The 24,736-nt window shown below is 69.2% G+C and carries 19 protein-coding genes; 11 read left to right on the top strand and 8 right to left on the bottom strand.

The window, feature by feature from the left end:
* Positions 1–29: 29 nt before the first annotated feature.
* Both MKD50_RS12245 and MKD50_RS12240 read right to left on the bottom strand, forming a co-directional pair.
* Complete coding sequence (locus MKD50_RS12245; protein ID WP_115706054.1) at positions 30–1,301, bottom strand: ATP-binding protein; 1,272 nt, start codon at positions 1,299–1,301, stop codon at positions 30–32.
* A gap of 33 nt (positions 1,302–1,334) precedes the next feature.
* Complete coding sequence (locus MKD50_RS12240; RefSeq protein ID WP_012351867.1) at positions 1,335–2,078, bottom strand: response regulator; 744 nt, start codon at positions 2,076–2,078, stop codon at positions 1,335–1,337.
* 337 nt (positions 2,079–2,415) lie between these two features.
* On the opposite strand from MKD50_RS12240, the gene MKD50_RS12235 reads away from it, so the two are divergent.
* The 4 genes from MKD50_RS12235 to MKD50_RS12220 are packed head-to-tail and all read left to right on the top strand — an operon-like array spanning position 2,416 to position 11,809.
* Complete coding sequence (locus tag MKD50_RS12235; RefSeq protein WP_252667226.1) at positions 2,416–3,861, top strand: MdtA/MuxA family multidrug efflux RND transporter periplasmic adaptor subunit; 1,446 nt, start codon at positions 2,416–2,418, stop codon at positions 3,859–3,861.
* Positions 3,862–3,870: 9 nt separating this feature from the next.
* Complete coding sequence (locus MKD50_RS12230; protein WP_252667225.1) at positions 3,871–6,993, top strand: MdtB/MuxB family multidrug efflux RND transporter permease subunit; 3,123 nt, start codon at positions 3,871–3,873, stop codon at positions 6,991–6,993.
* Positions 6,994–6,995: 2 nt separating this feature from the next.
* Positions 6,996–10,292, top strand: coding sequence for an efflux RND transporter permease subunit (locus tag MKD50_RS12225; RefSeq protein WP_252667224.1), 3,297 nt, complete (start codon positions 6,996–6,998; stop codon positions 10,290–10,292).
* 17 nt (positions 10,293–10,309) lie between these two features.
* Positions 10,310–11,809, top strand: coding sequence for an efflux transporter outer membrane subunit (locus tag MKD50_RS12220; protein ID WP_252667223.1), 1,500 nt, complete (start codon positions 10,310–10,312; stop codon positions 11,807–11,809).
* On the opposite strand, the gene MKD50_RS12215 is transcribed toward MKD50_RS12220, so the two are convergent.
* The gene (locus tag MKD50_RS12215; RefSeq protein WP_252667222.1) at positions 11,806–12,708 is read right to left on the bottom strand and encodes a LysR family transcriptional regulator; all 903 of its coding nucleotides are present in this window, start codon (positions 12,706–12,708) and stop codon (positions 11,806–11,808) included. The two genes, MKD50_RS12220 and MKD50_RS12215, sit on opposite strands and share 4 nt — an antisense overlap.
* 108 nt (positions 12,709–12,816) lie before the next feature.
* Between MKD50_RS12215 and MKD50_RS12210 the strand changes: the two genes are divergently transcribed.
* The 7 genes from MKD50_RS12210 (at position 12,817) to MKD50_RS12180 (ending at position 19,549) form a co-directional block, all read left to right on the top strand.
* On the top strand, positions 12,817–13,281 hold the full coding sequence (locus MKD50_RS12210) for a PACE efflux transporter (RefSeq protein WP_240073784.1): 465 nt from the start codon (positions 12,817–12,819) through the stop codon (positions 13,279–13,281).
* A 223-nt stretch (positions 13,282–13,504) separates the two neighbouring features.
* A complete protein-coding gene (locus tag MKD50_RS12205) occupies positions 13,505–14,758 on the top strand; it encodes a flavin-dependent oxidoreductase (protein WP_252667221.1) in 1,254 nt (417 codons plus the stop codon).
* A gap of 43 nt (positions 14,759–14,801) precedes the next feature.
* The gene (locus tag MKD50_RS12200; RefSeq protein WP_115706038.1) at positions 14,802–15,953 is read left to right on the top strand and encodes an ABC transporter substrate-binding protein; all 1,152 of its coding nucleotides are present in this window, start codon (positions 14,802–14,804) and stop codon (positions 15,951–15,953) included.
* The gene (locus MKD50_RS12195) at positions 15,950–16,537 is read left to right on the top strand and encodes a MarR family winged helix-turn-helix transcriptional regulator (RefSeq protein ID WP_115706037.1); all 588 of its coding nucleotides are present in this window, start codon (positions 15,950–15,952) and stop codon (positions 16,535–16,537) included. The genes MKD50_RS12200 and MKD50_RS12195 overlap by 4 nt, the downstream gene beginning before the upstream one ends.
* A 51-nt stretch (positions 16,538–16,588) precedes the next feature.
* Complete coding sequence (dacB, locus tag MKD50_RS12190) at positions 16,589–18,202, top strand: D-alanyl-D-alanine carboxypeptidase/D-alanyl-D-alanine endopeptidase (RefSeq protein WP_252667220.1); 1,614 nt, start codon at positions 16,589–16,591, stop codon at positions 18,200–18,202.
* Positions 18,203–18,389: 187 nt separating this feature from the next.
* Positions 18,390–19,226, top strand: coding sequence for an AzlC family ABC transporter permease (locus tag MKD50_RS12185; RefSeq protein WP_115706035.1), 837 nt, complete (start codon positions 18,390–18,392; stop codon positions 19,224–19,226).
* Complete coding sequence (locus MKD50_RS12180; RefSeq protein WP_115706034.1) at positions 19,223–19,549, top strand: AzlD domain-containing protein; 327 nt, start codon at positions 19,223–19,225, stop codon at positions 19,547–19,549. Before MKD50_RS12185 ends, MKD50_RS12180 begins: the two co-directional genes overlap by 4 nt.
* 48 nt (positions 19,550–19,597) lie before the next feature.
* Here the strand turns inward: MKD50_RS12180 and MKD50_RS12175 are convergent, their stop codons facing one another.
* From MKD50_RS12175 to fba, 5 genes are all read right to left on the bottom strand, one after another.
* Entirely contained in the window at positions 19,598–20,587 is a 990-nt protein-coding gene (locus MKD50_RS12175; protein WP_115706033.1) for an L-threonylcarbamoyladenylate synthase, read from the bottom strand.
* A gap of 39 nt (positions 20,588–20,626) precedes the next feature.
* Entirely contained in the window at positions 20,627–21,871 is a 1,245-nt protein-coding gene (locus tag MKD50_RS12170; RefSeq protein WP_252667219.1) for a 5-(carboxyamino)imidazole ribonucleotide synthase, read from the bottom strand.
* Between the two features lie 41 nt (positions 21,872–21,912).
* Positions 21,913–22,410 carry a 5-(carboxyamino)imidazole ribonucleotide mutase gene (gene purE / locus MKD50_RS12165; protein ID WP_115708286.1) on the bottom strand — a complete coding sequence of 166 codons (498 nt, stop codon included), beginning with the start codon at positions 22,408–22,410 and terminating at the stop codon, positions 21,913–21,915.
* A gap of 167 nt (positions 22,411–22,577) precedes the next feature.
* A complete protein-coding gene (locus MKD50_RS12160; protein ID WP_115706028.1) occupies positions 22,578–23,486 on the bottom strand; it encodes a phosphoribosylaminoimidazolesuccinocarboxamide synthase in 909 nt (302 codons plus the stop codon).
* Positions 23,487–23,649: 163 nt separating this feature from the next.
* Complete coding sequence (fba, locus tag MKD50_RS12155; protein WP_018008879.1) at positions 23,650–24,714, bottom strand: class II fructose-bisphosphate aldolase; 1,065 nt, start codon at positions 24,712–24,714, stop codon at positions 23,650–23,652.
* Between the last annotated feature and the right edge of the window lie 22 nt (positions 24,715–24,736).

Here is a 24,736-nt window from a genome sequence, read left to right as displayed (position 1 = left end):
CGGGAGAGGGGAGCAAACCAGCGGGGTCGTCAGACCGTGGCCGCCCCAAACAGCATCTCCACCCGCAGCCCGCCCCCGTCGGCATTCACCAGGTTGAGCTTGCCCCCCGCCTGCCGCACCAGCCGGTCGACGATCGCCAGCCCCAGCCCGGAATGCGCATTGCCGCCGCGCGCCGGGTCCAGCCGCACGAACGGCAGCGTGGCGCGTTCCTTGTCGTCGTCGGGAATGCCGACGCCCCGGTCTTCCACCACCAGCATGTAGCCGTCCGGCGTGCGCGAGGTCGCGATGCTGACCGGCGGCTTGCCATAGGCGTAGGCGTTGTCGACCAGGTTGCCGACGATGCGGTCCAGCTGCGTGGCGATCATGCGGAAGCCCTCGCCCGCGCCCAGCGACAGCTCCACCTGGCGCTCCTGCTCGGCCAGCGAGGCGGCCAGCTCGTTGACGCGCCGGTCCACCGGCACCGGCCGCGCGGTCGACTCGCTGGTCTGCGCGAAGCTCAGGAACTGCTCGACGATGGCCGCCATCGAATCGACATCGCGCGTAACCCCCGCGGCGGCCTTGGGATCGGCCAGCATCTCGGCGCGCAGGCGCAGCCGCGCCAGCGGCGTCTTCAGGTCGTGGGCGATGCCGGCCAGCATGGTGTTGCGTTCCTGGTCGATGCGCGCGAGGTCGGCCACCATGCGGTTAAAGCGCTCGATCAGCTGGCGCAGCTCATGCGGTCCGCGCTCGCGCAGCGGCGGCACGGCGTGCTGGCGCGACAGCAGCGCGGCCGCGTTGGCCATGTCGCGCACCGGGCGCTGGATCTGCCACGCGATCAGCACGGCGAACACGATCGCCACGCCCACCACCAGCATCACCCCCGGCACCAGCCGGTTGTCCGGCGGCGGGTTGTGGACCCACAGGATCGGCATCGCGATCCAGTCGGCGCGGCTCGGCAGCTTGATCCAGATGCGCGGCGTGGTCTCGTCCTCCAGCCGGATCTCGGTGCCTTGCGGCAGGCGGCTGATGAACTGCTCCACCAGCCGGCGCGAGCGCCCGCCCTTGGGCGCGGTGGCGTGCTCGTCGGCATCGGCGGTGTTGGCGGTTTCCACCAGGCTGGGCAGCCTGGCGGGGGGCCGCGCATCGAGCGCGCGCTCGATGCTGTCGAGCTGGAACAGCATCTGCTCCACCGAATAGTCGACCTGCTGCTGGCGCCGGTCCATGCGCAGGATGGCCAGCCACGAGAAATGGCTGATCACCAGCACCGCGGCGATCAGCAGCGCAATGCGGCCGAACAGGGTATCGATACGTCGCAACTTCATCGGCAAGCAGATCCTGGTGGCGCCGGCGCCGGGTTATTCGGGGAGGCCCGCGGGAATCTCTTCCGCTTCGTCGGGCACGAAGGTGTAGCCGCGGCCGCGCACGGTCTGGATATAGCGCGGGCGCTGCGCGTCCTCATCCAGCAGCCGGCGCAGGCGCCAGATCTGCACGTCGATGCCGCGGTCGCTGATGCCGCTGGCGCTGCCGTACATCAGCTCGACGATGCGCTCGCGCGACAGCACTTCGAGCGGATGCATCAGCAGCAGCTTGAGCAGCGCGAATTCGGTATCGCTGATCGACAATGCCTGGCCGGCACGCGCCAGCGTGCGCTGGCGGAAGTTGACGCGGAACGGGCCGAACGCGACCGACTCGCGGTCCTCGGGCGCCGCCGCCGGGCGCGCCAGCTTGCGGCGCAGCACGGCGTTGATGCGCGCCAGCAGCTCGCGCGGCGAGAACGGCTTGCCGAGATAGTCGTCGGCGCCGATCTCGAGGCCGACGATGCGGTCGATCTCGTCGCTGCGGGCGGTCAGCAGGATCACCGGGATATCGTCGTTGCGGGCGCGCAGGTTGCGCAGGGCGGTCAGGCCGTCGACCTTGGGCATCATCAGGTCCAGCACGATCAGCGCCGGCCGCTCGCGCTCCAGGCGCGCCTGCAGGCCGTCGCCGTCATGCATCACCGAGACGGCGAAGCCTTGCTGGGTCAGGTACTCGCGCAGCAGGTCGCGCAGTTCGGGATCGTCGTCGACGACGAGGATCTGGGTAGGCTGGTTCGTTCGCATAGGCACATGATAGTCAGCCCCGGCGCCACATATGCCGGCGGGGCCGGACGGTTTTGTTTCCGCAGGTTACACCCGGGGTCCTGGTAATCCTCTGTAATAAAACGGCCGGACGCCGAAATACGGGCGTCCGTGCCCGCACATTATCCTTGCCGCATGACTTGCCGCCGGCGCCGCCCCATGCGCGCCGCGCGGCACTCGCCGGCACGCCGGCCGCCTGCGGGCTTGCTGCCCCCCAAGGCCGGCCCGCACCCATGGCGATGCGGCATACTGCGGCATCGTCACTTGCCAGCAGAACACATGACGGTGCGCCGCGCGCACCGTTTCCAGGATTGCGGACATGTCCAACCCCGAACCAGGCCAAACCCACCCCTCCCCTTCCCCGTCTTCGCCCCCGCCGCGCCGGAACCGGCGCCGGCTCTATGCCGGGCTGCTGGTGCTGCTGCTGGCCGGGGGCGGCTGGTACTGGTATGCGCACCGCGGCGACGCCCCCCAGGGCAGCGCGGCGGGCCCCGGCGGTGCCAGCGCACCCGCGGCGGGAGGCCGGGGAGGTCCAGGAGGTCCGGCCGGCATGCCGCGCTCGCCGGTGGTAGTCGCCACCGTGGCCCAGCGCGACATGGACGTGGTCCTGAACGGGCTCGGCAACGTGACCCCGGTCTCCAACGTGACCGTCCGCGCGCAGGTGTCCGGGCCGCTGCTCAAGGTGCTGTTCAAGGAAGGCCAGATGGTCAGGGCCGGCGACGTGCTGGCCGAGATCGACCCGCGCCCGTTCCAGGCCGCGCTCGACCAGGCCGTGGGCCAGCTGGCGCGCGACCAGGCGCTGCTGCAGAACGCAAAGCTGGACCAGCAGCGCTACCGCACGCTGCTGGGCCAGGACTCGATCTCCAAGCAGCAGGTCGATACCCAGGACGCGCTGGTGCGCCAGTACGAAGGCGTGGTCAAGACCGACCAGGGCAACGTTGCCAACGCGCGCCTGCAACTGGGCTACACCAAGATCGTGGCGCCGGTGTCTGGCCGCATCGGCCTGCGTCAGGTCGATCCCGGCAATATCGTCAACACCGGCGACACCAACGGCATCGCGCTGATCACGCAGATCCAGCCGATCGCGGTGATGTACACCATCCCCGAGGACAACCTGCCGTCGGTGCTGAAGAAGCTCAACGCGGGCGAGAAGCTGCCGGTGCAGGCCTGGGACCGCCAGGTGCGCAACCAGCTCGGCGAAGGCGAGCTGCTGACCACCGACAACCAGATCGACACCACCACCGGCACGGTCAAGCTCAAGGCGGTGTTTCCCAATGCCGACGGCATGCTGTTTCCCAACCAGTTCGTCAACGTGCGCACGCGCGTCGATACGCTCCGGGACGCCACCGTGATCCCGGTGGCGGCGATCCAGCGCGGCCAGCAGGGCACCTTCGTCTATACCGTCGACGAAGCCAGCCAGGTCAAGGTGCAGGTGATCGAGCTGGGCCCCGGCGACGGCACCCGTAGCGCGGTGCTCAAGGGGCTCGAGCCCGGCCAGCGCGTGGTGGTCGACGGTGCCGACCGGCTCAAGGAAGGCATGACAGTCGAAACCGTCGACCCCGCCGCGCGCGCCGCCGCGGTGGTGCCGGCCAGCCAGCCGCGCGCGCGCGGACGGCGCCATCGCGATGGTGCGGGCGGTGCTGGCGGTGCCAGCGGCGCGCAGGCCGATGCCGGCGCGGCAGGCGCTTCGGCACCGCAAGGCGAACGCCGCCGCCACCGCGAAGCCGGCGCCAGCACACCAACCGCGCGCGCGCCGCAGCCGTAAGGACGCCGCATGAACCCGTCCCGCCTCTTCATCGAGCGCCCGGTCGCCACGGCGCTGCTGATGCTGGCCATCCTGCTGTCCGGGCTGGTGGCCTACCGGCTGCTGCCGCTATCGGCACTGCCCGAGGTCGACTATCCCACCATCCAGGTCACCACGCTCTACCCCGGCGCCAGCCCCGACGTGATGACCTCGTCGGTGACCGCGCCGCTGGAGCGCCAGTTCGGCCAGATGCCGGGCCTTAAGCAGATGTCGTCGTCCTCGTCAGGGGGGGCGTCGGTGATCACGCTGCAGTTCGAGCTGACGCTGCCACTGGACGTGGCCGAGCAGGAGGTGCAGGCCGCCATCAACGCCGGCAGCAACCTGCTGCCGTCGGACCTGCCGATGCCGCCGGTCTACAGCAAGGTCAACCCGGCGGATGCGCCGATCATGACCATCGCCATGACCTCCGACACCATGCCGCTGCCCAGGCTGCAGGACATGGTCGATACGCGCGTGGCGCAGAAGATCTCGCAGATCCAGGGCGTGGGCCTGGTCACCATCAGCGGTGGCCAGCGTCCCGCGGTGCGCATCCAGGCCAACCCGGCCGCGCTGGCGTCGCTGGGCATGTCGATCGACGACCTGCGCACCGCCATCGGCGCGTCCAACGTCAACGGCGCCAAGGGCAGCTTCGACGGCCCGCAGCGCGCCTCCACCATCGACGCCAACGACCAGCTGCGCTCGGCCGACGAATACCGCCAGATCATCCTGGGCTACAGGAACGGCGCGCCGATCCGCATCACCGACGTGGCCGAGATCGTCGACGGCCCCGAGAACAGCCGCCTGGCCGCGTGGGCCAACGACAAGCCCGCGATCGTGCTGAATATCCAGCGCCAGCCCGGCGCCAACGTGATCGAGGTGGTCGACCGCATCAAGGCGCTGCTGCCGCAGCTGCAGAACGCGCTGCCGGCGTCGGTGCACGTGCAACTGCTGACCGACCGCACCACCACCATCCGCGCCTCGGTCGAAGACGTGCAGTTCGAACTGCTGCTGGCGATCGCGCTGGTGGTGCTGGTGATCTTCCTGTTCCTGCGCAATATCCCCGCCACCATCATCCCCGGCGTGGCGGTGCCGCTGTCGCTGGTGGGTACCTTCGGCGTGATGTACCTGGCCGGGTTCTCGATCAACAACCTGACGCTGATGGCGCTGACCATTGCCACCGGCTTTGTGGTCGACGATGCGATCGTGATGATCGAGAACATCATGCGCTACATCGAGAAGGGCGATTCGCCGATGCAGGCGGCGTTCAAGGGCTCGAAGCAGATCGGCTTCACCATCATCTCGCTGACCTTCTCGCTGGTGGCGGTGCTGATCCCGCTGCTGTTCATGGGCGACGTGGTGGGGCGCCTGTTCCGCGAGTTCGCGATCACGCTGGCGGTGTCGATCCTGATCTCGGCGGTGGTGTCGCTGACGCTCACGCCGATGATGTGCGCGCGGCTGCTGCACCATGTGCCGGAAGAGAAGCTGTCGCGCTTCCACCGCGCCACCGGCCGCTTCTTCGACAACGTGATCGAGCGCTACGGGCGCGGCCTGGAGTGGGTGCTCGATCGCCAGAAAGCCACGCTGGTGGTGGCGGTGGCCACGCTGGCGCTGACCGTGCTGCTGTACCTGCTGGTGCCCAAGGGCTTCTTCCCGGTGCAGGACACCGGCGTGATACAGGGCATCACCGAGGCCGCGCAGACCACCTCGTTCGGCGCCATGGCGCGCAAGCAGGAAGCGGTGGCCAAGGTGGTGATGCAGGATCCGGCGGTGGCGAGCCTGTCGTCGTTCATCGGCGTGGATGGCAGCAACACCACGCTCAACGCCGGGCGCATGCTGATCAACCTCAAGCCCAAGGGCGAGCGCGATCCCATCGACGTGGTCACGCAGCGCCTGCAGCATTCAGTGCAGAGCCTCGGCGGCGTGTCGCTGTTCACGCAGCCGGTGCAGGACCTGACCATCGAGGACAAAGTCGCGCGCACGCAGTACCAGTTCACGGTGGAAGACCCCGATCCCGCGACGCTGGCGACGTGGGTGCCGAAGCTGGTCGAGCGCCTGCGCCAGGAGCCGGAGCTGCGCGATGTCACCAGCGACCAGCAGAACAACGGCCTGCGCGCCTATGTCGATATCGACCGCGACGCCGCGGCGCGCTTCGGCATCACCACCGCGGTGATCGACAGCGCGCTGTACAGCGCCTTCGGCCAGCGGCTGGTGTCGACCATCTTCACGCAGTCGAGCCAGTACCGCGTGGTGCTGGAGACCATGCCGGAATTCCGTACCAGCCCGCAATCGCTGGCCGAGCTGCGCCTGCCCTCCTCGTCCGGCGGACAGGTGCCGCTGGGCGCGTTCGCGCGCATCACCGAGCGCACCGGGCCGCTGGTGATCAACCACCAGGGGCAGTTCCCCGCGGCGACGATCTCGTTCAACCTGGCGCCCGGCGAATCGCTGGGCGCGGCGGTCGACAAGATCACCCGGGTCGAGCAGGAGCTGGGCCTGCCGATCTCGATGCAGACCAGCTTCCAGGGCGCGGCGCTGGCGTTCCGCGCGTCGCTGTCGAACACGCTGTGGCTGATCCTGGCCGCGGTGGTGACGATGTATATCGTGCTGGGCGTGCTGTATGAAAGCACCATCCATCCCGTCACGATCCTGTCGACGCTGCCGTCGGCCGGCGTGGGCGCGCTGCTGGCGCTGCTGGTGGCGGGGATGGACCTGGGCATCATCGCCATCATCGGCATCATCCTGCTGATCGGCATCGTCAAGAAGAACGCGATCATGATGATCGACTTCGCGCTCGAGGCCGAGCGCGAGCAGGGCATGTCGCCGCGCGACGCGATCTTCCAGGCCTGCCTGCTGCGCTTCCGGCCGATCCTGATGACCACCATGGCGGCACTGCTGGCGGCGCTGCCGCTGATGCTGGGCTCCGGCATCGGCAGCGAGCTGCGCCGGCCGCTGGGCGTGACCATGGTCGGCGGCCTGCTGGTGAGCCAGGTGCTGACGCTGTTCACCACGCCGGTGATCTACCTGGCGTTCGACCGCGTGGCGACGCGCGTGAAGGGCTGGCGCAAGCGCCGCTTCGGCGATCCGGAGGAAGGCGGCACGGGCGAGGAGCCGGTCTGAGCATGAATCTCTCGGCTGCCTTTATCCATCGCCCGGTCGCGACCGCGCTGCTCACGCTGGGCATCCTGCTGGCCGGACTGGCGGCGCTGCGGCTGCTGCCGGTGTCGCCGCTGCCGCAGGTGGACTTCCCCACCATCTCGGTATCGGCGTCGCTGCCGGGCGCCAGCCCGGAAACCATGGCTGCCACCGTGGCGACGCCGCTGGAGCGCGCGCTCGGCACCATCGCCGGCGTGACCGAGATCACCTCCAGCAGCTCGCTCGGCTCGACCCGGGTGACGCTGCAGTTCGACCTGTCGCGCAATATCGACGGCGCCGCGCGTGACGTGCAGGCCGCCATCAACGCCTCGCGCGCGACGCTGCCGACCAGCCTGCCCAACAACCCGACCTACCGCAAGGTCAACCCTGCCGACGCGCCGATCATGATCATCGCGCTGACCTCGCCGACCATGACGCGCGGGCAGCTCTACGATGCGGCCTCGACCATCCTGGCGCAGAAGCTGTCGCAGGTGGAAGGCGTGGGCCAGGTCACCATCGGCGGCGCCTCGCTGCCGGCGGTGCGGGTAGAGCTGAACCCGACCGCGCTGAACAACTACGGCATCTCGCTCGAGGACGTGCGCAACACCATCAGCGCGACCAATGCCAACCGCCCGCTGGGCACGCTGGAGAACGCCAGCAATAACTGGCAGGTCTACGCCAACGACCAGGCGATGAAGGCGGAAGACTACATGCCGCTGATCATCCGCTACGCCACCCCGGGCACGTACTCGTCGGCGTCGGCGGGCGCGCTGATCGCCAGCACCGCCAATGCCACCGCCAGCGGCGGCGTCAGCACCAAGGTGGTCAACGGCGTCACCGTGACCACGCTGACCACCAGCAGCGGCACCACCACCATCACCAGCGGCGCCACCGGCGGCACCAGCGCCACCAGCGGCCCCAATTCGTTCGCGGTGCCGGTGCGGCTGCGCGACGTCGCCACCGTGGTCGATTCGGTGCAGGACATCCGCAACGCCGGCTCGGCCAACGGCAAGCCGTCGGTGCTGCTGGTGCTGAACCGCTCGCCCGGCGCCAACATCATCGAGACCGTCGACCGCGTCAACGAGATGCTGCCGCAGCTGCAGAAGATGATCCCGGCGGCGATCTCGATGGACGTGATGATGGACCGCACCCCCACCATCCGCGCCTCGCTGCGCGAGGTCGAGCACACGCTGATGATCTCGGTGGCGCTGGTGATCATGGTGGTGTTCGTGTTCCTGCGCAACGTGCGCGCCACCCTGATTCCCAGCGTGGCGGTGCCGGTGTCGCTGATCGGCACGTTCTCGGTGATGTACCTGGCCGGGTTCTCGCTGAACAACCTGTCGCTGATGGCGCTGACCATCGCCACCGGCTTCGTCGTCGACGATGCCATCGTGGTGCTGGAGAACATCTCGCGCCATATCGAGGAAGGCATGAAGCCGCTGGCGGCGGCGCTGCGCGGCGCGCGCGAAGTCGGCTTCACGGTGCTGTCGATGAGCCTGTCGCTGATCGCGGTGTTCATTCCGCTGCTGATGATGGGCGGCATCGTCGGCCGGCTGTTCCAGGAATTCGCGATCACGCTGTCGGTGGCGATCCTGGTATCCCTGGTGGTCTCGCTGACCACCACGCCGATGATGTGCGCGCGCATGCTGCGCCCGGTGGAACCGGAGCAGCAGGGTCGCTTCTTCCGCGCCACCGAGCGCATGTTCCAGTGGCTGCATGACGGCTATGCGCGTTCGCTGGCGACCGCGCTGCGCTTCAGCCCGCTGGTGTGGCTGGTGCTGATCGCCACCATCGCGCTCAACGTCTACCTGTACGTGATCGTGCCCAAGGGCTTTTTCCCGCAGCAGGACACCGGCCGGCTGATCGGCTTTATCCGCGCCGACCAGGCGACCTCGTTCCAGGCCATGCGCGGCAAGCTCGACAGCTTTATCAAGATCGTGCAGTCGGACCCGGCGGTGGAGAACGTGACCGGCTTTACCGGCGGCTCGCAGCGCAATACCGGGCAGATGTTTGTCACGCTCAAGCCACTGGCGCAGCGCGAATCGGCCGACACCATCATTGCGCGGCTGCGCGACAAGCTGGCCAAGGAGCCGGGCGCGAGGCTCTTCCTGCAATCGGTGCAGGACATCCGCGTCGGCGGGCGCCAGAGCAGCTCGCAGTACCAGTTCACGCTGCAGTCCGACGACCTGGAGGTGCTGCGCGCGTGGGAGCCCAAGGTGCGCGCGGCGCTGTCCAACCTGAAGGGGCTGGAGGATATCGACACCGACACCAACGACAAGGGCCTGCAGACCTCGGTGATTATCGACCGCGACGCGGCCTCGCGCCTGGGCGTGACCGCGCAGCAGGTCGATGCGGTGCTCAACGATGCCTTCGGCCAGCGGCTGGTGTCGACCATCTACCATCCGCTGAACCAGTACCGCGTGGTGATGGAGCTGAGCCAGGAATACCTGCAGGGCCCCGATGCGCTCAAGGACATCTACGTGGTCACCGGCAACGGCAACCGCGTGCCGCTGGCCGCGTTCGCGCGCGTGACGCCGAGCAGCACGCCGCTGGGCGTGAACCACCAGGGCCAGTTCGCTGCCTCGACGATCTCGTTCAACCTGGCCGAAGGGACTTCGCTGTCGCAGGCGACCGACGCCATCAACCGCGAGATGGCACGCATCGGCGCTCCGGAGACCCTGCGCGCCAACTTCCAGGGCGGCGCCAGGGCGTTCCAGGACTCGCTCAAGAGCCAGCCCATTTTGATCCTGGCGGCGTTGATCACCATCTACATCGTGCTGGGCGTGCTGTATGAAAGCTATGTCCACCCGCTGACGATCCTGTCGACGCTGCCGTCGGCCGGCGTGGGCGCGCTGCTGGCGCTGCTGGCCTCGAAGACCGACTTCAGCATCATCGCGCTGATCGGCGTGATCCTGCTGATCGGCATCGTCAAGAAGAACGCGATCATGATGATCGACTTCGCCATCGACGCCGAGCGGCGCGAGGGGCTGTCGCCGCGCGACGCCATCTACCGCGCCTGCCTGCTGCGCTTCCGCCCGATCCTGATGACCACCATGGCCGCGCTGCTGGGCGCGGTGCCGCTGGCGCTGGGCCGCGGCGACGGCGCCGAGCTGCGCGCGCCGCTGGGCATTTCCATTGTCGGCGGGCTGGTGGTGAGCCAGCTGCTGACGCTGTACACCACGCCGGTGGTCTACCTGACGCTGGACCGCTGGCGCCTCAAGGTGAAGGCCTGGCGCCAGCGCCGCCGCGGTACCGGCACGCCGGACCAGCCGGCCGCCGTCTAGATTTGCGAAGACTCGACATGAATGCTTTTACCCGTTTCCTGTCCCAGGCCCTGCCGGTACCACTGGCATGCGCGCTGCTGCTGGCCGGCTGCGCCGTCGGCCCCGACTACCAGCGTCCCGACGCGCCAATGTCGGCCGAGTTCAAGGAAGCCCCGGCCGATACTGCCATCCCGGCCTGGACCGGCGACTGGAAGCCCGCCGAACCGCAGGATGCGCTGGCGCGCCCCGACTGGTGGACCGTGTTCGGCGATGCGCAGCTCGATGCGCTGATGGCCGAGGTGCAGATCTCGAACCAGAACATCAAGGCCGCCGAGGCCCAGTACCGCCAGGCGGTGGCATCGCTGCAGGCGGCCCGCGCCGGCTTCTTCCCGGTGGTCGACGCGCAGGCCGGCGCCTCGCGCGCGCGCAATGCCAGCGGCAACACGCTTAACGGTCAGAGCGCCACGCTCGGCGCGACCTGGGAGCTCGACGTCTGGGGCCGGGTGCGGCGCCAGGTCGAAAGCAGCGAGGCCAGTGCGCGGGCGAGCGAGGCCGACCTGGCCTCGACGCTGCTGTCGACGCAGGCCACGCTGGCGCAGAGCTACTTCCTGCTGCGCGTGGCCGATGCGCAGAAGGCGCTGCTGGACCGCACGGTGGCCGACTACCAGAAGTCGCTGCAGCTGGTGCAGAACCAGTACGCGGCGGGCACCGCGCAGCGCTCCGACGTGCTGCAGTCCGAGACCCAGCTCAAGAGCGCGCAGGCGCAGCAGATCGACATCCAGATCACGCGCGCGCAGCTGGAGCATGCCATTGCCGTGCTGGTGGGCAAGCCGCCCGCGGCGCTGTCATTGGCCGCCGGCGAGTTCCGCGCCGCGCCGCCGCGCGTGCCGGCGGCGGTGCCGTCGCAGCTGCTGGAGCGCCGCCCCGACATCGGCGCGGCCGAGCGGCGCATGGCCTCGGCCAATGCGCAGATCGGCGTGGCGCAGGCGGCCTACTACCCGACCCTGTCGCTGGCGGCCAGCGGCGGGCTGACCGCCAGCACGCTGGCGCGCTGGATGTCGCTGCCGGACCGGATCTGGTCGATCGGCGGCGGCCTCGCCGGCACGCTGTTCGACGGCGGCGCGCGCCGCGCGGCCAAGGCGCAGGCGGTGGCGGCCTACGACCAGACCGTGGCCAACTACCGCCAGACCGTGCTGGGCGCGTTCCAGGAAGTCGAGGACAACCTCGCCGCGCAGCGGTTGCTGGAACAGGAGGCGGTGGTGCAGAACGACGCGCTGCGCTCGGCGCGCGAGGCGCTGGCGCTGGTGAACAACCGCTACCGCGCCGGCACCGCCGGCCTGCTCGACGTGCTGACGGCGCAGACCAGCGCCTACACCGCCGAGCGCACCGCGCTGTCGATCACCGGCCGGCAGTACACCGCGGCGGTGGTGCTGATCAAGGCGCTGGGCGGCGGCTGGCACGCGCAGCCCGCAGATAGTAGCGGCAGCGCGAATACCAGCGTGCCAGCCGCCGCCCCCGCCACCGTCGGCCAGCGCTAGGCGCCGCGCTGCGGCGCATTCGGCAGCGGCTGCGCGCAGATGCGTTCGCGCAGCCAGGTGGCGGCCTTGCCCAGCGGCCGCTGCTTGTGCCACACCAGTTCCATCGCCACCGGCCAGTCCTGCTGCTGGAACGCCAGCGGCGGCGACACCAGCTGTGCCGCCGCCGGCGAATTGGCGACCACGTGCCAGGGCACGAAGGCCCAGCCCAGGCCGCGTTTGACCAGCTCGACGATCACCCACTGGCTTTCCACCCACCACACGTCGGCGGCCACGCGCAGGCGCATCTTTTCCTCGCTGTCGGTGCGGGTCGCGACCATCAGCTGGCGGTAACGCTTGAGCTCTTCCCAATCCACCCGCTGCGACGCCAGCGGATGGTCGGGCGCGCACAGGATCTGCATCGGCATCCAGCCGAGCGCATGGAAGCCCAGCTCCGGCGGCAGCACCTCCTGGCGCCACATGATGCCGAGGTCGGCGCCGCCCTCCAGCACCAGCCGGCTGACGTCCTCCATCAGCGGGAACAGCAGTTCCAGCTCCACCGCCGGGAAGCGCCCGGAAAACTCCACCAGCAGCGCGCCCAGCGTTTCTTCCGGATAGAGCTCGTCGACCGCCAGCACCAGCCGCGTCTCGACGCCCTCGCCCAGGCTCTTGGCGACGCCGCGGAAATGCTCGCAGCGCTCCAGGATCACGCGCGCCTCGGCCAGCAGGCGCTCGCCGGCCGGGGTCAGCACCGGGTAGCGGCCGCTGCGGTTGAACAGCGCGTTGCCGGCATCGATCTCGAGGTTGGACACGGCCGCGCTGACCACCGACTGGGCTTTGCCAAGCCGGCGCGCGGCGGCCGAGAACGAGCCGGTGTCAGCCGCCGCGACAAAGGCCTGCAACTGCTCCAAAGAGAGACTCATACGTAACCCCACCCCTACATCCATCTATTAGGGCGATAGTATCCAACTTGGCAATCCCTGCCCAGCAGATAGACTAGGCCCCATCGTCTTTGCCCGCAAGGAGAAACCATGCGCAAAACCTGGGACCGGATCCGCCATGCCGTTGGCTTCGAGGTGGTCGGCCTGCTGATCTTCGCCCCGCTGGCGAGCTGGGCCTTCGGCTATGAACTGCACCAGATGGGGCTGATCGGCGCGGTCGCCTCGCTGATCGCCACCGGCTGGAACTACCTGTACAACGTGCTGTTCGACAAGGGCATGCTGCGTATCACCGGCCAGCTGCGCAAGTCGGTGCCGGTGCGCGTGCTGCACGCGCTGCTGTTCGAACTGGGCCTGCTGGTGGTGTTCCTGCCGTCGCTGGCGTGGTACCTCGATATCAGCCTGGTCGACGCGCTCATCATGGACATCGCCGTGGCCGGCTTCTACATGGTCTACGCGCTGGTCTACAACTGGCTGTACGACATCGTGTTCCCGGTGCCGGCGCTCAAGGCGCAGTCCGCGGCCCCGGCCAATCCGGAAAACGCCGCGCTGGGCTGAGCACGGGTTTTTTCACTACCCTGACACGTCGTTCCCGCCTTCGCGGGAATGACGGTAGTGATTGGCACGCTACCTGTACTTCCTATCAAACCCGCTCCCCGCGGGTTTTTCCTTATCTGCAGGGTATTCGGTCGAATTGTTATACTCAATAACAAATTCAATTCGACCGGATGCAAAGCGCCCGCGCTTGCGTACCGGCGCGACCTGCACGCGGGGAGACACCATGAAGATCGCAATCGCCGGGGGTGGCATCGGCGGCCTGACGCTGGCGCTGCTGTGCCACCGCCACGGCATCGAGGCCGAGGTCTGGGAGGCCAGCGAAACGCTGCGCCCGCTGGGCGTGGGCATCAACCTGCTGCCGCACGCCGTGCGCGTGCTGTCCGAGCTGGGCCTGCGCGATGCGCTGGCCGCGATCGCCGTCGAGACCTCGTCGCTGTCGTACTACAACAAGCTGGGCCAGCGCATCTGGCATGAGCCGCGCGGGCTGGCCGCCGGCTATGACTGGCCGCAGTTCTCGATCCATCGCGGCGAATTCCAGATGCTGCTGCACCGCACCGTGGTCGAGCGCCTTGGCGCCGGCGCGGTCCATACCGGCCACAGCTTCGAGTCCGTGCTGGATACCGGCGCGCGCGGCCAGGCGCGCTTCGTGCTGCGCCGCCGCGCCGACAACGCCGCGGTCGAGTCGGGCGCCGACGTGCTGGTCGGTGCCGACGGCATCCATTCGGCGGTGCGCCGCCATTTCTATCCCGTTGGCGACCTGCCGCGCTTCTCGCGCCGGCTGCTGTGGCGCGCGGTCACCGAGGCGCCGCCCTGCCTGGACGGACGCTCGATGTTCATGGCAGGGCACCAGGACCAGAAGTTCGTCGCCTACCCCATCTCCGAACCGCTGCGCCGCCAGGGCCGCTCGCTGGTCAACTGGATTGCGGAACTGCGCGTGCCCGACAGCGTGTCCGACACCCCGCCGCGCAGCGACTGGAACAAGCAGGTCGACAAGTCCGTGTTCCGCGCCGCGTTTGCCGACTGGCGCTGGGACTGGATCGACATCCCCGCGCTGATCGACGGCGCCGACGCCATCTACGAATTCCCGATGGTCGACAAGGACCCGCTGCCGCGCTGGACCTTCCACCGCGTCACGCTGCTGGGCGACGCCGCGCACCCGATGTACCCGATCGGCTCGAACGGCAGTGCCCAGGCCATCCTCGACGCACGCTACCTGGTCGACAGCCTGCTCGGCAGCCGCGACACTGCTTACGCGCTGCGCGAATACGAGGCCGAGCGCCTGCCGCGCACCGCCGGCATCGTGCTGCGCAACCGCATGAACGGGCCGGAGCAGGTGATGCAGCTGGCCGAGGAACGCGCGCCACAGGGGTTCAGCGATATCGACCAGGTGATCCCGCGCGCGGAGCTGGAAGCGATTTCGCTGCGCTACAAGCAACTGGCGGGTTTCGACCGGCAGTCGATGCAGGGCAAGGCGTAAGCTTGAAAACACATAAGATCATTCAGCTTCGAGGAGAACAACCATGGCGTCCCACACCCCTGCCAGGCGCACCCCCCTCGCACTCGGCATCGCCCTAGCCTTCACCGCCACCACCGCCCTCGCCGACATCACCGTCGGCGTCAGCCTGTCGACCACCGGCCCGTCCGCTTCGCTGGGCATCCCGCAGAAGAACTCGCTGGCCTACCTGCCGCAGCGGATCGGCGGCGAGCCGGTGCGGTACATCGTGCTGGACGATGCTTCCGATCCCACGCAGGGCGCCAAGGCGGCGCGCCGCTTCGTTGCCGAGGACAAGGTCGACATCATCCTGGGCTCGTCCGCGGTGGCACCGTCGATCGCCATTGCCGAGGTGGCCGACGAAGCCCAGACCGTGCAGCTGGCGTTCTCGCCGATCGAGCTGAAACCCGGGCGCGGCGCATGGACCTTCCGGCTGGCGCAGCCGGTGCGGCTGATGGCCAATGCCGTGGCCGCCACCGCCAAGACCAACGGCGTCAAGACCATGGGCTTTATCGGCTTTGCCGATGCCTACGGCGAAACCTGGCTGAAGGACTTCACCACCGCCGCCACCGCCAACGGCATCCGCCTGATCGCCACCGAGCGCTACGGCCGCGCCGACACCAGCGTGACCGCGCAGGCGCTCAAGCTGATCGCCGCCAGGCCCGATGCCATCCTGATCGCCGGCGCCGGCACCGGCGCGGCGCTGCCGCACACCACGCTGCGCGAGCGCGGCTACGGCGGCACCCTCTACCAGACCCACGGTGCGGCCACCAAGGACCTGATCCGCATCGGCGGGCGCCTGGTCAACGGCGCGATCCTGCCCGCCGGCCCGGTGATCGTGCCGGAGCAGCTGCCCGCCGGCGATCCGGTGCGCAAGCCCGGGCTGGACTATGTCAGCCGCTATGAAAAGCAGTACGGGGCCGAGACCCGCACGCAGTTCGGCGCCCATGCCTACGATGCCGGGCTGGTGCTCGAGCGCATCGTGCCGGTGGCGCTGAAGCAGGCCCGCCCCGGCACGCCGGCCTTCCGCCAGGCGCTGCGCCAGGCGCTGGAGACCGAACGCGACATCGTGGTCTCGCACGGCGTGCTGAACTTCAGTGCGCAAGACCACTATGGCTTTGACCAGCGTGGTCGGGTTATGGTGACAATAGAGAACGGCAACTGGAAACTGCTCAAATGATTCCCGACGCATCCGGCACCCCGCCCGCCACCCCCGCGCGGCGGGCCCGCACCGCCGCGGCGCCCGCGCGGCGCAGGACGCGCGATGCGCTGGCGCCCGACCCGGCCGCCGGCGACAGTACCGATGGCGGCTTCGACCCCCATGTGCCGAACATCGACTACGGCGTGCTCGACAACCTGGTCGGCTATGCCATCCGGCGCGCGCAAATCCGCATCTACGAAGACTTCGTGCACTCGCTGGCGCAGTGGCAGATCACCCCGCCGCGCTTCTCGGCGCTGGTGATCATCTCGCGCAACCCGCACCTGAAGCTGACCGAACTTGCGCAGATCCTGGGCATCGCGCGCTCCGGCGCGGTGCTGCTGGTGGATGCGCTCGAGGCCATGAAGCTGGTGGCGCGGCGCCCCGCCGCGGGCGACCGGCGCGCCTACAGCCTGGTGCTGACCCCGGCCGGGCGTCGCACACTGGAAGCCGCCACGCAGGCGGTGGTGGCGCACGACGCCCACGTCAGCTCGGCGCTCAGCGAAACCGAGCAGGCCACCCTGAAAGCGCTGCTGGCACGGCTGGCGCCGCCGCGCGCCGGCTGAACCGCCGCACCGGCGGAGCTGTCATCCGCTTGCGGGCGGCCATGCGTTAACATGGCCGCCATGCCAAGAACCCTCGCCGCGCCCACCGCAGCGCGACCCGGCGCGCTGCTGCGCCGCCTGTCGCCGCTGCTCTCGCCCCTCCTTGCCGCCGTGCTGCTGGCCAGCGGTCCGGCACTGCCACCGGCCTACGCCAAGCCGCCCGCCAAGACAGTCAAGGCGGCCAAAGCTGCCAAGCCCGCCAAAGCACCGAAAGCCGCCACCAGGGCCGCCGCCGATCCGGCGCTGCTCAGCGCCGGCGTGCCCGCCCCGGTGGCCGCGGCCCTGCGCCGCGCGGGGGTGCCGGCCGCCGCGGCCAGCTTTTACGTAGTGCGGCTGGGCGACAGCACCGCGCGCGCCAGCTGGAACGCGCAGCAGCCGATGAACCCGGCGTCGACCATGAAGCTGGTCACCACCTTCGCCGGGCTGCAGCTGCTCGGCCCCGACTACCGCTGGCAGACCTCGCTCTACGCCGACGCGCAGCCGGGCTTCGACGGCACCGTCAACGGCAACGTCTACCTGCGCGGCCACGGCGATCCCAAGCTGGTGCCCGAGGAAATGGCCAAGCTGGTGGCGCGGGCGCGCGCCGCCGGCGCCAACACAATCAACGGCGACCTGGTGCTGGACCGCAGCTACTTCGCCGATGGCCTGGACGGCAACGGCACCATCGACGGCGAGGTGCAGCGCGCCTACAACGTCGGCCCCGATGCGCTGCTGTACGCCTTCAAGACCCTGTCGTTCACGCTCACACCGGACCCGGCCACGCAGACCGTGGCGGTCAGCGTCACGCCGGAGCTGGCGCAACTGAAGCTGGACAACCGCCTCACGCTGACCAACGGCCGCTGCGGCGACTGGCAGAGCAGCGCCAGCCCGACCGTGCTGCCGCAAGCCGATGGCACCGTGCTGGCCTCTTTTTACGGCGACTATGCCAGCGACTGCGGCGAGCACGTGCTCAATATCGCCACGCTGTCGCATGCGGAATTCACCTGGGGCGGCTTTGTCGCCGAGTGGCAGCGCGCCGGCGGGCGCTTTGCCCGCCTGCCGGCGCTGCGCAGCGGCAAGGTCCCGCGCGGCGCGGTGCTGCTGGCGCGCCACTACGGCCTGCCGCTGGCGGACATCGTGCGCGACATCAACAAGTTCTCGAACAACGTGATGGCTCGGCAGCTGTTCCTGACCCTCGGCGCCGAGATGGACCGCGGCGGGCCCGCCAGCACCGGGCGCTCGATCCGCGTGGTGCAGCGCTGGCTGGCGCGCCAGGGGCTGGACATGCCGGAGCTGGTGCTCGACAACGGCTCCGGCCTGTCGCGCGCGGAACGCATCAGCGCCTTTGACATGGCGCGGCTGCTGCAGCAGGCCGCGGCCAGCCCGGTCGGCCCGGTGCTGATCGACTCGCTGCCGGTGCTGGGCGTCGACGGCACGCTGCGCAACCGCCTGACCCGCGCCAGCGCGGCCGGCAGCGGCTACCTGAAGACCGGCACGCTGGCCGATGTGCGCGCGCTGGCCGGCTACGTCGATGCCGCCGAGGGCGGCCGCTACGTGGTGGTGAGCATGATCAACCATGCCAACGCCGCGCAGGCGCAGGAGGCGCACGACGCGCTGCTGCAGTGGGTGTACCGCGGGGCACCCTGATGCCGCTCGGGCCGGGCCCGGCCACGGCGTCGTGGCCTGGCGCCAACGCTGCGGCGGCATTTTGTTAAGCGCTCGCTTACCAGCCCGCCATCCCACCCTATAATGCCTGGGTGCCGGCGCGTCCTGCGGCGGCAGCCTTCCGGGCCGGCCTTCGGCCCCGGGCCGCATCGCCCCCGCTTCCTCTGACATGACTTCCCCACAACCCCCGGTGTGGTTGCGCCTCTGGCATCGCTTCGCGCCCGCCGAACGCGCCGGCTTTATCGACGGCGCGCGCCGCTTTGCCCCGTCCCTGCCCGCGGTATTTTCCTGGGGCCTGGTCACCGGCGTGGCCATGAGCAAATCCGTGCTGACCGTGCCCGAGGCCATCGGCATGTCGCTGCTGGTCTACGCGGGCTCGGCGCAGCTGGCGGTGCTGCCGCTGTTCGCCGCGGGGCTGCCGCTGTGGACCATCTGGCTGACCGCGGCCATGGTCAACCTGCGCTTCGTCATCTTCAGCGCCGGCATGCAGCCTCATTTCAGCTACCTGACGCTGGCGCGGCGCACGGTGCTGGGCTTCTTCAACGGCGACCTGCACTTCGTCTACTTCCTGCAGAAGTACAGCACGCCGGGCTATGAGCCCGGCAAGGAAGGCTACTTCTGGGGCATGGCCCTGACCAACTTCTGCATGTGGCAGGTGTCGTCGATCATCGGCATCGTGCTGGCGAGCCTGTTCCCCGACAGCTGGGGCCTGGGGCTGGCGGGCACCATGGCGCTGATCCCGGTGATGATTGCCACCATCAACTCGCGCTCGACGCTGATGGCGGTGGTGATCTCCGCGGTGCTGGCGCTGCTGTGCTTCGACCTGCCGTACCGGCTCGGGCTGGTGGTGGCCGTGGTGGGCGCGATCGCCGCCGGCATGGCCAGCGACGAACTGGCCGCGCGCGCCGCGTTGCGCGGCATCCAGCGGCGCAGGCAGGCACCGCTGGCCAAAGCCGGTTCCAAGCCAGCGCCGGAGCCGGCGGACGTACCGGGAGACCGCGCATGAGCCATACCGAAGTCTGGATCGCGCTGGTCGGCATGGCGGCAGTCACCGTGATCACGCGCGCGCTGTTCCTGATGGCGGGCGAGCACATCACCGTGCCCGACCGCATCCAGCGCGCGCTGCGCTATGCGCCGGCGGCGGCGCTGGCCGCCATCATCCTGCCGGACCTGATGACCTGGCAGGGGCATTTCACCGTGGCGTTGTCGAACTACAAGCTGATGGCCGGGGTGGCGGCGACGGTGTTCTACCTGCTGACCAGGAAGATGGTGGGGATGATCGTGGTGGGGATGGCGGTGTATACGGCGTTGCGGGTGCTGGGGGGGTAAGGGCCGGCGTATCGACCAGGTCAGGCCAGCGGCAAACCCCTGTCCGCCCTAGCCCCCAAACGCCGCCGCCGCCCGCTCCAGCCGGTCGCGCACTCCGGCCCAGTCCTGCCCTTCGGGCAACACCTCGAACACCAGCTGCGTGTACCCCTGCCGGTCGAGCTTGCGCAGCAGCCGGTACAGCTCCTGCGCATAGGCGACGGCATCGGCAGGCGCCTGCACCCAGGTGCAGCGCTGGTCCGCCAGCGGCGCGCGCCCGACCCATGCCACGCGGGCATCCGCCGGCAGCCGCTCCAGGCGCGCGGCGGCGGCCTGCGCATCGGCCAGCAGCAGCGGCGTGTGCGGCGCGTAGTGGGCCTTCAGGGTTCCCGACGCGCGCGGCGCGGCGGCGTCCGGCGGCAGCGGAGCCTCGCCCAGCACCTGCGCGAGCATCCCCACCGTGACCGCGCCCGGGCGCAGCAGCACCGGGCCGATGCCCTGGTCCAGCCGCGACAGGTCGACGATGGTCGATTCGATGCCGACCTCGACGCCGTCGCCTTCCAGCACATAGACCGCGTCGCCGAATTCCTCGCGCACATGCTGCGCGGTGGTCGGGCTGACCTGGCCGAACTTGTTGGCGGATGGCGCGGCAATGCCGCCGCGGCCGCGCTTGAAGCGCGACAGCAGCGCCTGCGCCACCGGATGCGACGGGCAGCGCAGGCCAATGCTGTCCTGACCGCCGGCGACGGCGGCATCGATATGCGCGGCGCGCTTCAGGATCAGCGTCAGCGGGCCGGGCCAGAAGGCGTCGATCAGCTGCTGCGCGGCCGCGGGGACGTCGTCGGTCCAGTAGCCGATGTCGGCGCCGTCGACCACGTGCACGATCACCGGATGGTTCGACGGCCTGCCCTTGAGCGCGAAGATGCGGCCGACGGCCGCGGGGTTCTCGGCATCGGCGCCAAGGCCGTAGACGGTCTCGGTCGGAAAGGCGACCAGTTGCCCGGCCTCGAGCAGGCGGACGGCTTCATCCAGTTCGGCGGCCGTGGGCGTGCGCGGCGACATCGTGTTCCTTCAAAGGGTGGCGTGGCGGTCGGCGGAAACTCAGAGCGGGATATGCAGCGCCTGCGCGGCCGCGGCGAAGGCCGAGTCGGCGGCCTCGGCATGCTCGCCGATGCAGTTGACGTGCCCCATCTTGCGCGACGGGCGCGCATCGCTCTTGCCGTACAGGTGCAGCTTGGCGCCGGGTTGCGCCACCACTTCGTCCCAGGCGGGGGTGCGTTCCAGCCCGAACTCGAACCACACGTCGCCCAGCAGGTTCAGCATCTTGCCGGCCGAATGCTGGCGCGTGCTGCCCAGCGGCAGCCGCGCCATGGCGCGCACCTGCTGCTCGAACTGGCTGGTCTCGCACGCGTCCATGGTGATATGGCCGGAATTGTGCGGGCGCGGCGCCATTTCATTGGCGACCAGCGAACCATCGGTCAGCACGAAGAACTCGATGCACAGCACGCCGACATAGCCCATTTCCGTGGCAATCGCGGCGGCGGCGGCGCGCGCGCGCTCGGCGATCTCGGGCGAGACGCTGGTCGACGGCATCTCGGTCGAAAACAGGATGCCGTCGCGGTGCACGTTCTCGGCCAGCGGCCAGGTGGCGGTGGCGCCGTCCGCGCCGCGCGCGGCCAGCACCGACACCTCGTACGCCAGCGGCAGCATCTGCTCCAGCACGCACGGCAAATGCTGCATCGCCTTCCACGCGGCACGCACGTCGTCGCGCGTCTTCACGCGCGCCTGGCCCTTGCCGTCATAGCCCATGCGCGCGGTCTTGAGGATGCCGGGCAGCACGTGGTCGGGCAGCTGGTCGACGTCGGCGTCGTGCTGGATCACCCAGTGCGGCGCGGTCGGCACGCCGGTGCGCTCGGCGCAGGCGGCAAAGAATTTCTTCTCGCCGATGCGGTTCTGCGCGATCGACACGCAGTAGCCGCGCGGCGCGACAAACGCGCCCAGCTGCTCGAGCCGGTCCAGCGACAGCGACGGCACGTTCTCGAACTCGGTGCTGACCGCCTGGCACAGCTTGCCCATCTCGGCCAGCGCGGCCTCGTCGGTGTACTGCGCGCAGATATGCTTGTCGGCGACCACGCCGGCCGGGCTGTCCTGGTCGGGATCGAGCACGCATACGCGATAGCCCATCGCCTGCGCCGCATGCGTGAACATGCGGCCGAGCTGGCCGCCGCCGAGCATGCCCAGCCACGCGCCGGGCAGGATGGGCGCGTCGGGACGGTCGACGCCGAACTCGGCGCGCGATTCCGGCGTGTGGGCTTCGGAGAGGTAGGGATGGATATCGGTAGGCATTGCTCGGTTCCGTGTCGGTCCGGAGAGTTACAGCGGCAGCATTACAGCGGCAAGGTCATGGCGCGCGCGGCTTCGGTCTGCTTGGCGCGGAAGGCTTCCAGCGCAGCAGCCAGCGCGTCGTCGGTAGTGGCCAGCGTGGCGATGGCGTGCAGCGCGGCGTTGGCCGCGCCCGCCTCGCCGATGGCGAAGGTGGCGACCGGCACGCCCTTGGGCATCTGCACGATCGACAGCAGCGAGTCCTCGCCGCGCAGGTACTTCGACGGCACCGGCACGCCGAACACCGGCACGATGGTCTTGGCGGCGATCATGCCCGGCAGGTGCGCGGCCCCGCCGGCACCGGCGATGATGGCGCGCAGGCCGCGGCTGCGCGCGCTCTCGGCATAGCGGAACATGTCGTCGGCCATGCGGTGCGCGGACACCACCTGGGCTTCGAACGGCACGCCGAAATCCTTCAGCATCGCCACGGCGTGCTGCATCACGTCCCAGTCGGAGCTGCTGCCCATGACGACGCCGACCAATGGCTTATCTTGCTTGCTCACGTTTGATCCTTGCTTGTTTGCTCCCCTCTCCCGCTGGCGGGAGAGGGGCGGGGGTGAGGGCCGGGCGGCTCTCGACGCGTGGTGCCTTGCCAAACCACCCCTCACCCTACCCTCTCCCCATGAGGGGAGAGGGAAACACCGTCGGCTTGCGGGAAGCCGGGGGAAACTTACTTCAACTCTTCGCCCGTCAGGCGCGTCAGCGCCTCGCGGTACTTCGCCGCGGTCTTCTCGATCACGTCGTCCGGCAGCTGCGGCGCCGGCGCGGTCTTGGGCCAGGGCTTGCCGTCGATGCGCACCGCCTCCAGCCAGTCGCGCACGAACTGCTTGTCGAACGACGGCGGGTTGGTGCCCACCTGATACGAATCGGCCGGCCAGAAGCGCGACGAGTCGGCGGTCAGCACTTCGTCCATCAGCGTCAGCACGCCGTTGTCGTCCAGGCCGAACTCGAACTTGGTATCGGCGATGATGATGCCGCGCGTGGCGGCGAACTCGGCCGCTTCCTTGTACAGGCGGATCGAGATCTCGCGCATCTGGCGCGCCAGCGCGATGCCGATGCGGGCCTCGACCTCGGCAAACGAGATGTTCTCGTCGTGCTCGCCCATCTCGGCCTTGGCGGCCGGGGTGAAGATCGGCTCGGGCAGCTTCTGCGCGTTCTGCAGGCCCGGCGGCAGCTCGATGCCGCACACCTTGCCGGTGGCCTGGTAGTCCTTCCAGCCGCTGCCGGCAAGATAGCCGCGCACCACGGCCTCGACCAGGATCGGCTTCAGGCGCTTGACCACCACCGCGCGGCCCCTGACCTGCTCCACTTCATCCGCGGCCACCACGGTCTCGGGCGCGATGCCGGTCTCGTGGTTCGGCACGATGTGGGCGAGCTTGCGGAACCAGAAGTCCGCCATCTGGTTCAGCACGCGGCCCTTGTCGGGGATCGGCTCGCCCATGATGACGTCGAACGCCGACAGGCGGTCGGTGGTGACGATCAGCAGCTTGTCGTTGCCGACGGCGTAGTTGTCGCGCACCTTGCCGTGGCCCAGCAGCGGCAGCGAGTTGATGGAGGACTGGTAGAGAGCGTTGGTCATGATGGTTCCGATCGAACGGAGGTAAAGCACAGCGTCTGCAAAAAACACTGACGCTCAAAAATGCGTCGTCCCCGCGGAGGCGGGGACCCAGTGACTTTTGCCTTTGGTCAGCGCCGCGTTAAAGACGCTGGGTTCCCGCCTGCGCGGGAACGACGATTAAAACTTACTGCACGACCTGCGCCAGCTTGCCCGACTTGTACTGCTGCGCGATCTCGCTCAGCGCCACCGGCTTGATCTTGCCGGCCTGGCCTTCGCAGCCGAACGCCAGGTAGCGCGCCTTGCACACCTGCTTGGCGGCTTCGCGGGCCGGCTTCAGGTATTCGCGCGGGTCGAACTTGCTCGGGTTCTCGACGAAGAAGCGGCGGATCGCGCCGGTCATGGCCAGGCGGATGTCGGTGTCGATGTTGATCTTGCGCACGCCGTACTTGATCGCTTCCTGGATTTCCTCGACCGGCACGCCGTAGGTTTCCTTCATGTCGCCGCCGAACTTGCGGATCTCTTCCAGCAGTTCCTGCGGCACCGACGACGAGCCGTGCATCACCAGGTGGGTGTTGGGGATGCGGGCGTGGATTTCCTTGATGCGGTTGATCGCCAGGATATCGCCGGTGGGCTTGCGGGTGAACTTGTAGGCGCCGTGCGAGGTGCCGATGGCGATCGCCAGCGCGTCGAGCTGGGTGGCCTTGACGAAGTCGGCGGCCTGCTCGGGATCGGTCAGCAGCATCGAGTGGTCCAGCTTGCCCTCGGCGCCGATGCCGTCTTCCTCGCCGGCTTCACCGGTTTCGAGCGAGCCCAGGCAGCCCAGCTCGCCCTCGACGGTCACGCCGATGGCGTGCGACAGCTGCACCACCTTGCGGGTCACGTCGACGTTGTATTCGTAGTCGGCCGGGGTCTTGCCGTCTTCGCGCAGCGAGCCGTCCATCATCACCGACGAGAAGCCCAGGTCGATCGCGGCCTGGCAGATCGCCGGCGACTGGCCGTGGTCCTGGTGCATCACCACCGGGATGTGGGGATAGGCTTCGACCGCGGCCTCGATCAGGTGGCGCAGGAAGTGCTCGCCGGCGTATTTGCGGGCGCCGGCCGAGGCTTGCATGATCACCGGAGCGTTGACCTCGTCGGCCGCCTGCATGATGGCCTGCACTTGCTCGAGGTTGTTCACGTTGAAGGCCGGCAGGCCGTAGCTGTTCTCGGCTGCGTGGTCCAGCAGCTGGCGCATCGAAACGAGTGGCATGTCTAACTCCTAAATGAAAATG

Source organism: Cupriavidus mimosae (genome assembly GCF_023952485.1).
In the GTDB taxonomy this organism is placed as follows: Bacteria; Pseudomonadota; Gammaproteobacteria; order Burkholderiales; family Burkholderiaceae; genus Cupriavidus; species Cupriavidus taiwanensis_C.
Note: the sequence above shows the minus strand (reverse complement) of the source record. Positions and strands in the feature narration are given on the sequence as shown.

What these genes read in the sequence shown, in the direction of transcription:
- MKD50_RS12225 (WP_252667224.1), top strand. Translation starts at nt 6,996, where the DNA reads ATGAATCTCTCGGCTGCCTTTATCCATCGCCCGGTCGCGACCGCGCTG.
- dacB (WP_252667220.1), top strand. Translation starts at nt 16,589, where the DNA reads ATGGCCGCCATGCCAAGAACCCTCGCCGCGCCCACCGCAGCGCGACCC.
- MKD50_RS12180 (WP_115706034.1), top strand. Translation starts at nt 19,223, where the DNA reads ATGAGCCATACCGAAGTCTGGATCGCGCTGGTCGGCATGGCGGCAGTC.
- MKD50_RS12245 (WP_115706054.1), bottom strand. Translation starts at nt 1,301, where the DNA reads ATGAAGTTGCGACGTATCGATACCCTGTTCGGCCGCATTGCGCTGCTG.
- MKD50_RS12220 (WP_252667223.1), top strand. Translation starts at nt 10,310, where the DNA reads ATGAATGCTTTTACCCGTTTCCTGTCCCAGGCCCTGCCGGTACCACTG.
- MKD50_RS12230 (WP_252667225.1), top strand. Translation starts at nt 3,871, where the DNA reads ATGAACCCGTCCCGCCTCTTCATCGAGCGCCCGGTCGCCACGGCGCTG.
- MKD50_RS12185 (WP_115706035.1), top strand. Translation starts at nt 18,390, where the DNA reads ATGACTTCCCCACAACCCCCGGTGTGGTTGCGCCTCTGGCATCGCTTC.
- MKD50_RS12175 (WP_115706033.1), bottom strand. Translation starts at nt 20,587, where the DNA reads ATGTCGCCGCGCACGCCCACGGCCGCCGAACTGGATGAAGCCGTCCGC.
- MKD50_RS12205 (WP_252667221.1), top strand. Translation starts at nt 13,505, where the DNA reads ATGAAGATCGCAATCGCCGGGGGTGGCATCGGCGGCCTGACGCTGGCG.
- MKD50_RS12215 (WP_252667222.1), bottom strand. Translation starts at nt 12,708, where the DNA reads ATGAGTCTCTCTTTGGAGCAGTTGCAGGCCTTTGTCGCGGCGGCTGAC.
- MKD50_RS12235 (WP_252667226.1), top strand. Translation starts at nt 2,416, where the DNA reads ATGTCCAACCCCGAACCAGGCCAAACCCACCCCTCCCCTTCCCCGTCT.
- MKD50_RS12170 (WP_252667219.1), bottom strand. Translation starts at nt 21,871, where the DNA reads ATGCCTACCGATATCCATCCCTACCTCTCCGAAGCCCACACGCCGGAA.
- MKD50_RS12200 (WP_115706038.1), top strand. Translation starts at nt 14,802, where the DNA reads ATGGCGTCCCACACCCCTGCCAGGCGCACCCCCCTCGCACTCGGCATC.
- MKD50_RS12240 (WP_012351867.1), bottom strand. Translation starts at nt 2,078, where the DNA reads ATGCGAACGAACCAGCCTACCCAGATCCTCGTCGTCGACGACGATCCC.
- MKD50_RS12210 (WP_240073784.1), top strand. Translation starts at nt 12,817, where the DNA reads ATGCGCAAAACCTGGGACCGGATCCGCCATGCCGTTGGCTTCGAGGTG.
- fba (WP_018008879.1), bottom strand. Translation starts at nt 24,714, where the DNA reads ATGCCACTCGTTTCGATGCGCCAGCTGCTGGACCACGCAGCCGAGAAC.
- MKD50_RS12160 (WP_115706028.1), bottom strand. Translation starts at nt 23,486, where the DNA reads ATGACCAACGCTCTCTACCAGTCCTCCATCAACTCGCTGCCGCTGCTG.
- MKD50_RS12195 (WP_115706037.1), top strand. Translation starts at nt 15,950, where the DNA reads ATGATTCCCGACGCATCCGGCACCCCGCCCGCCACCCCCGCGCGGCGG.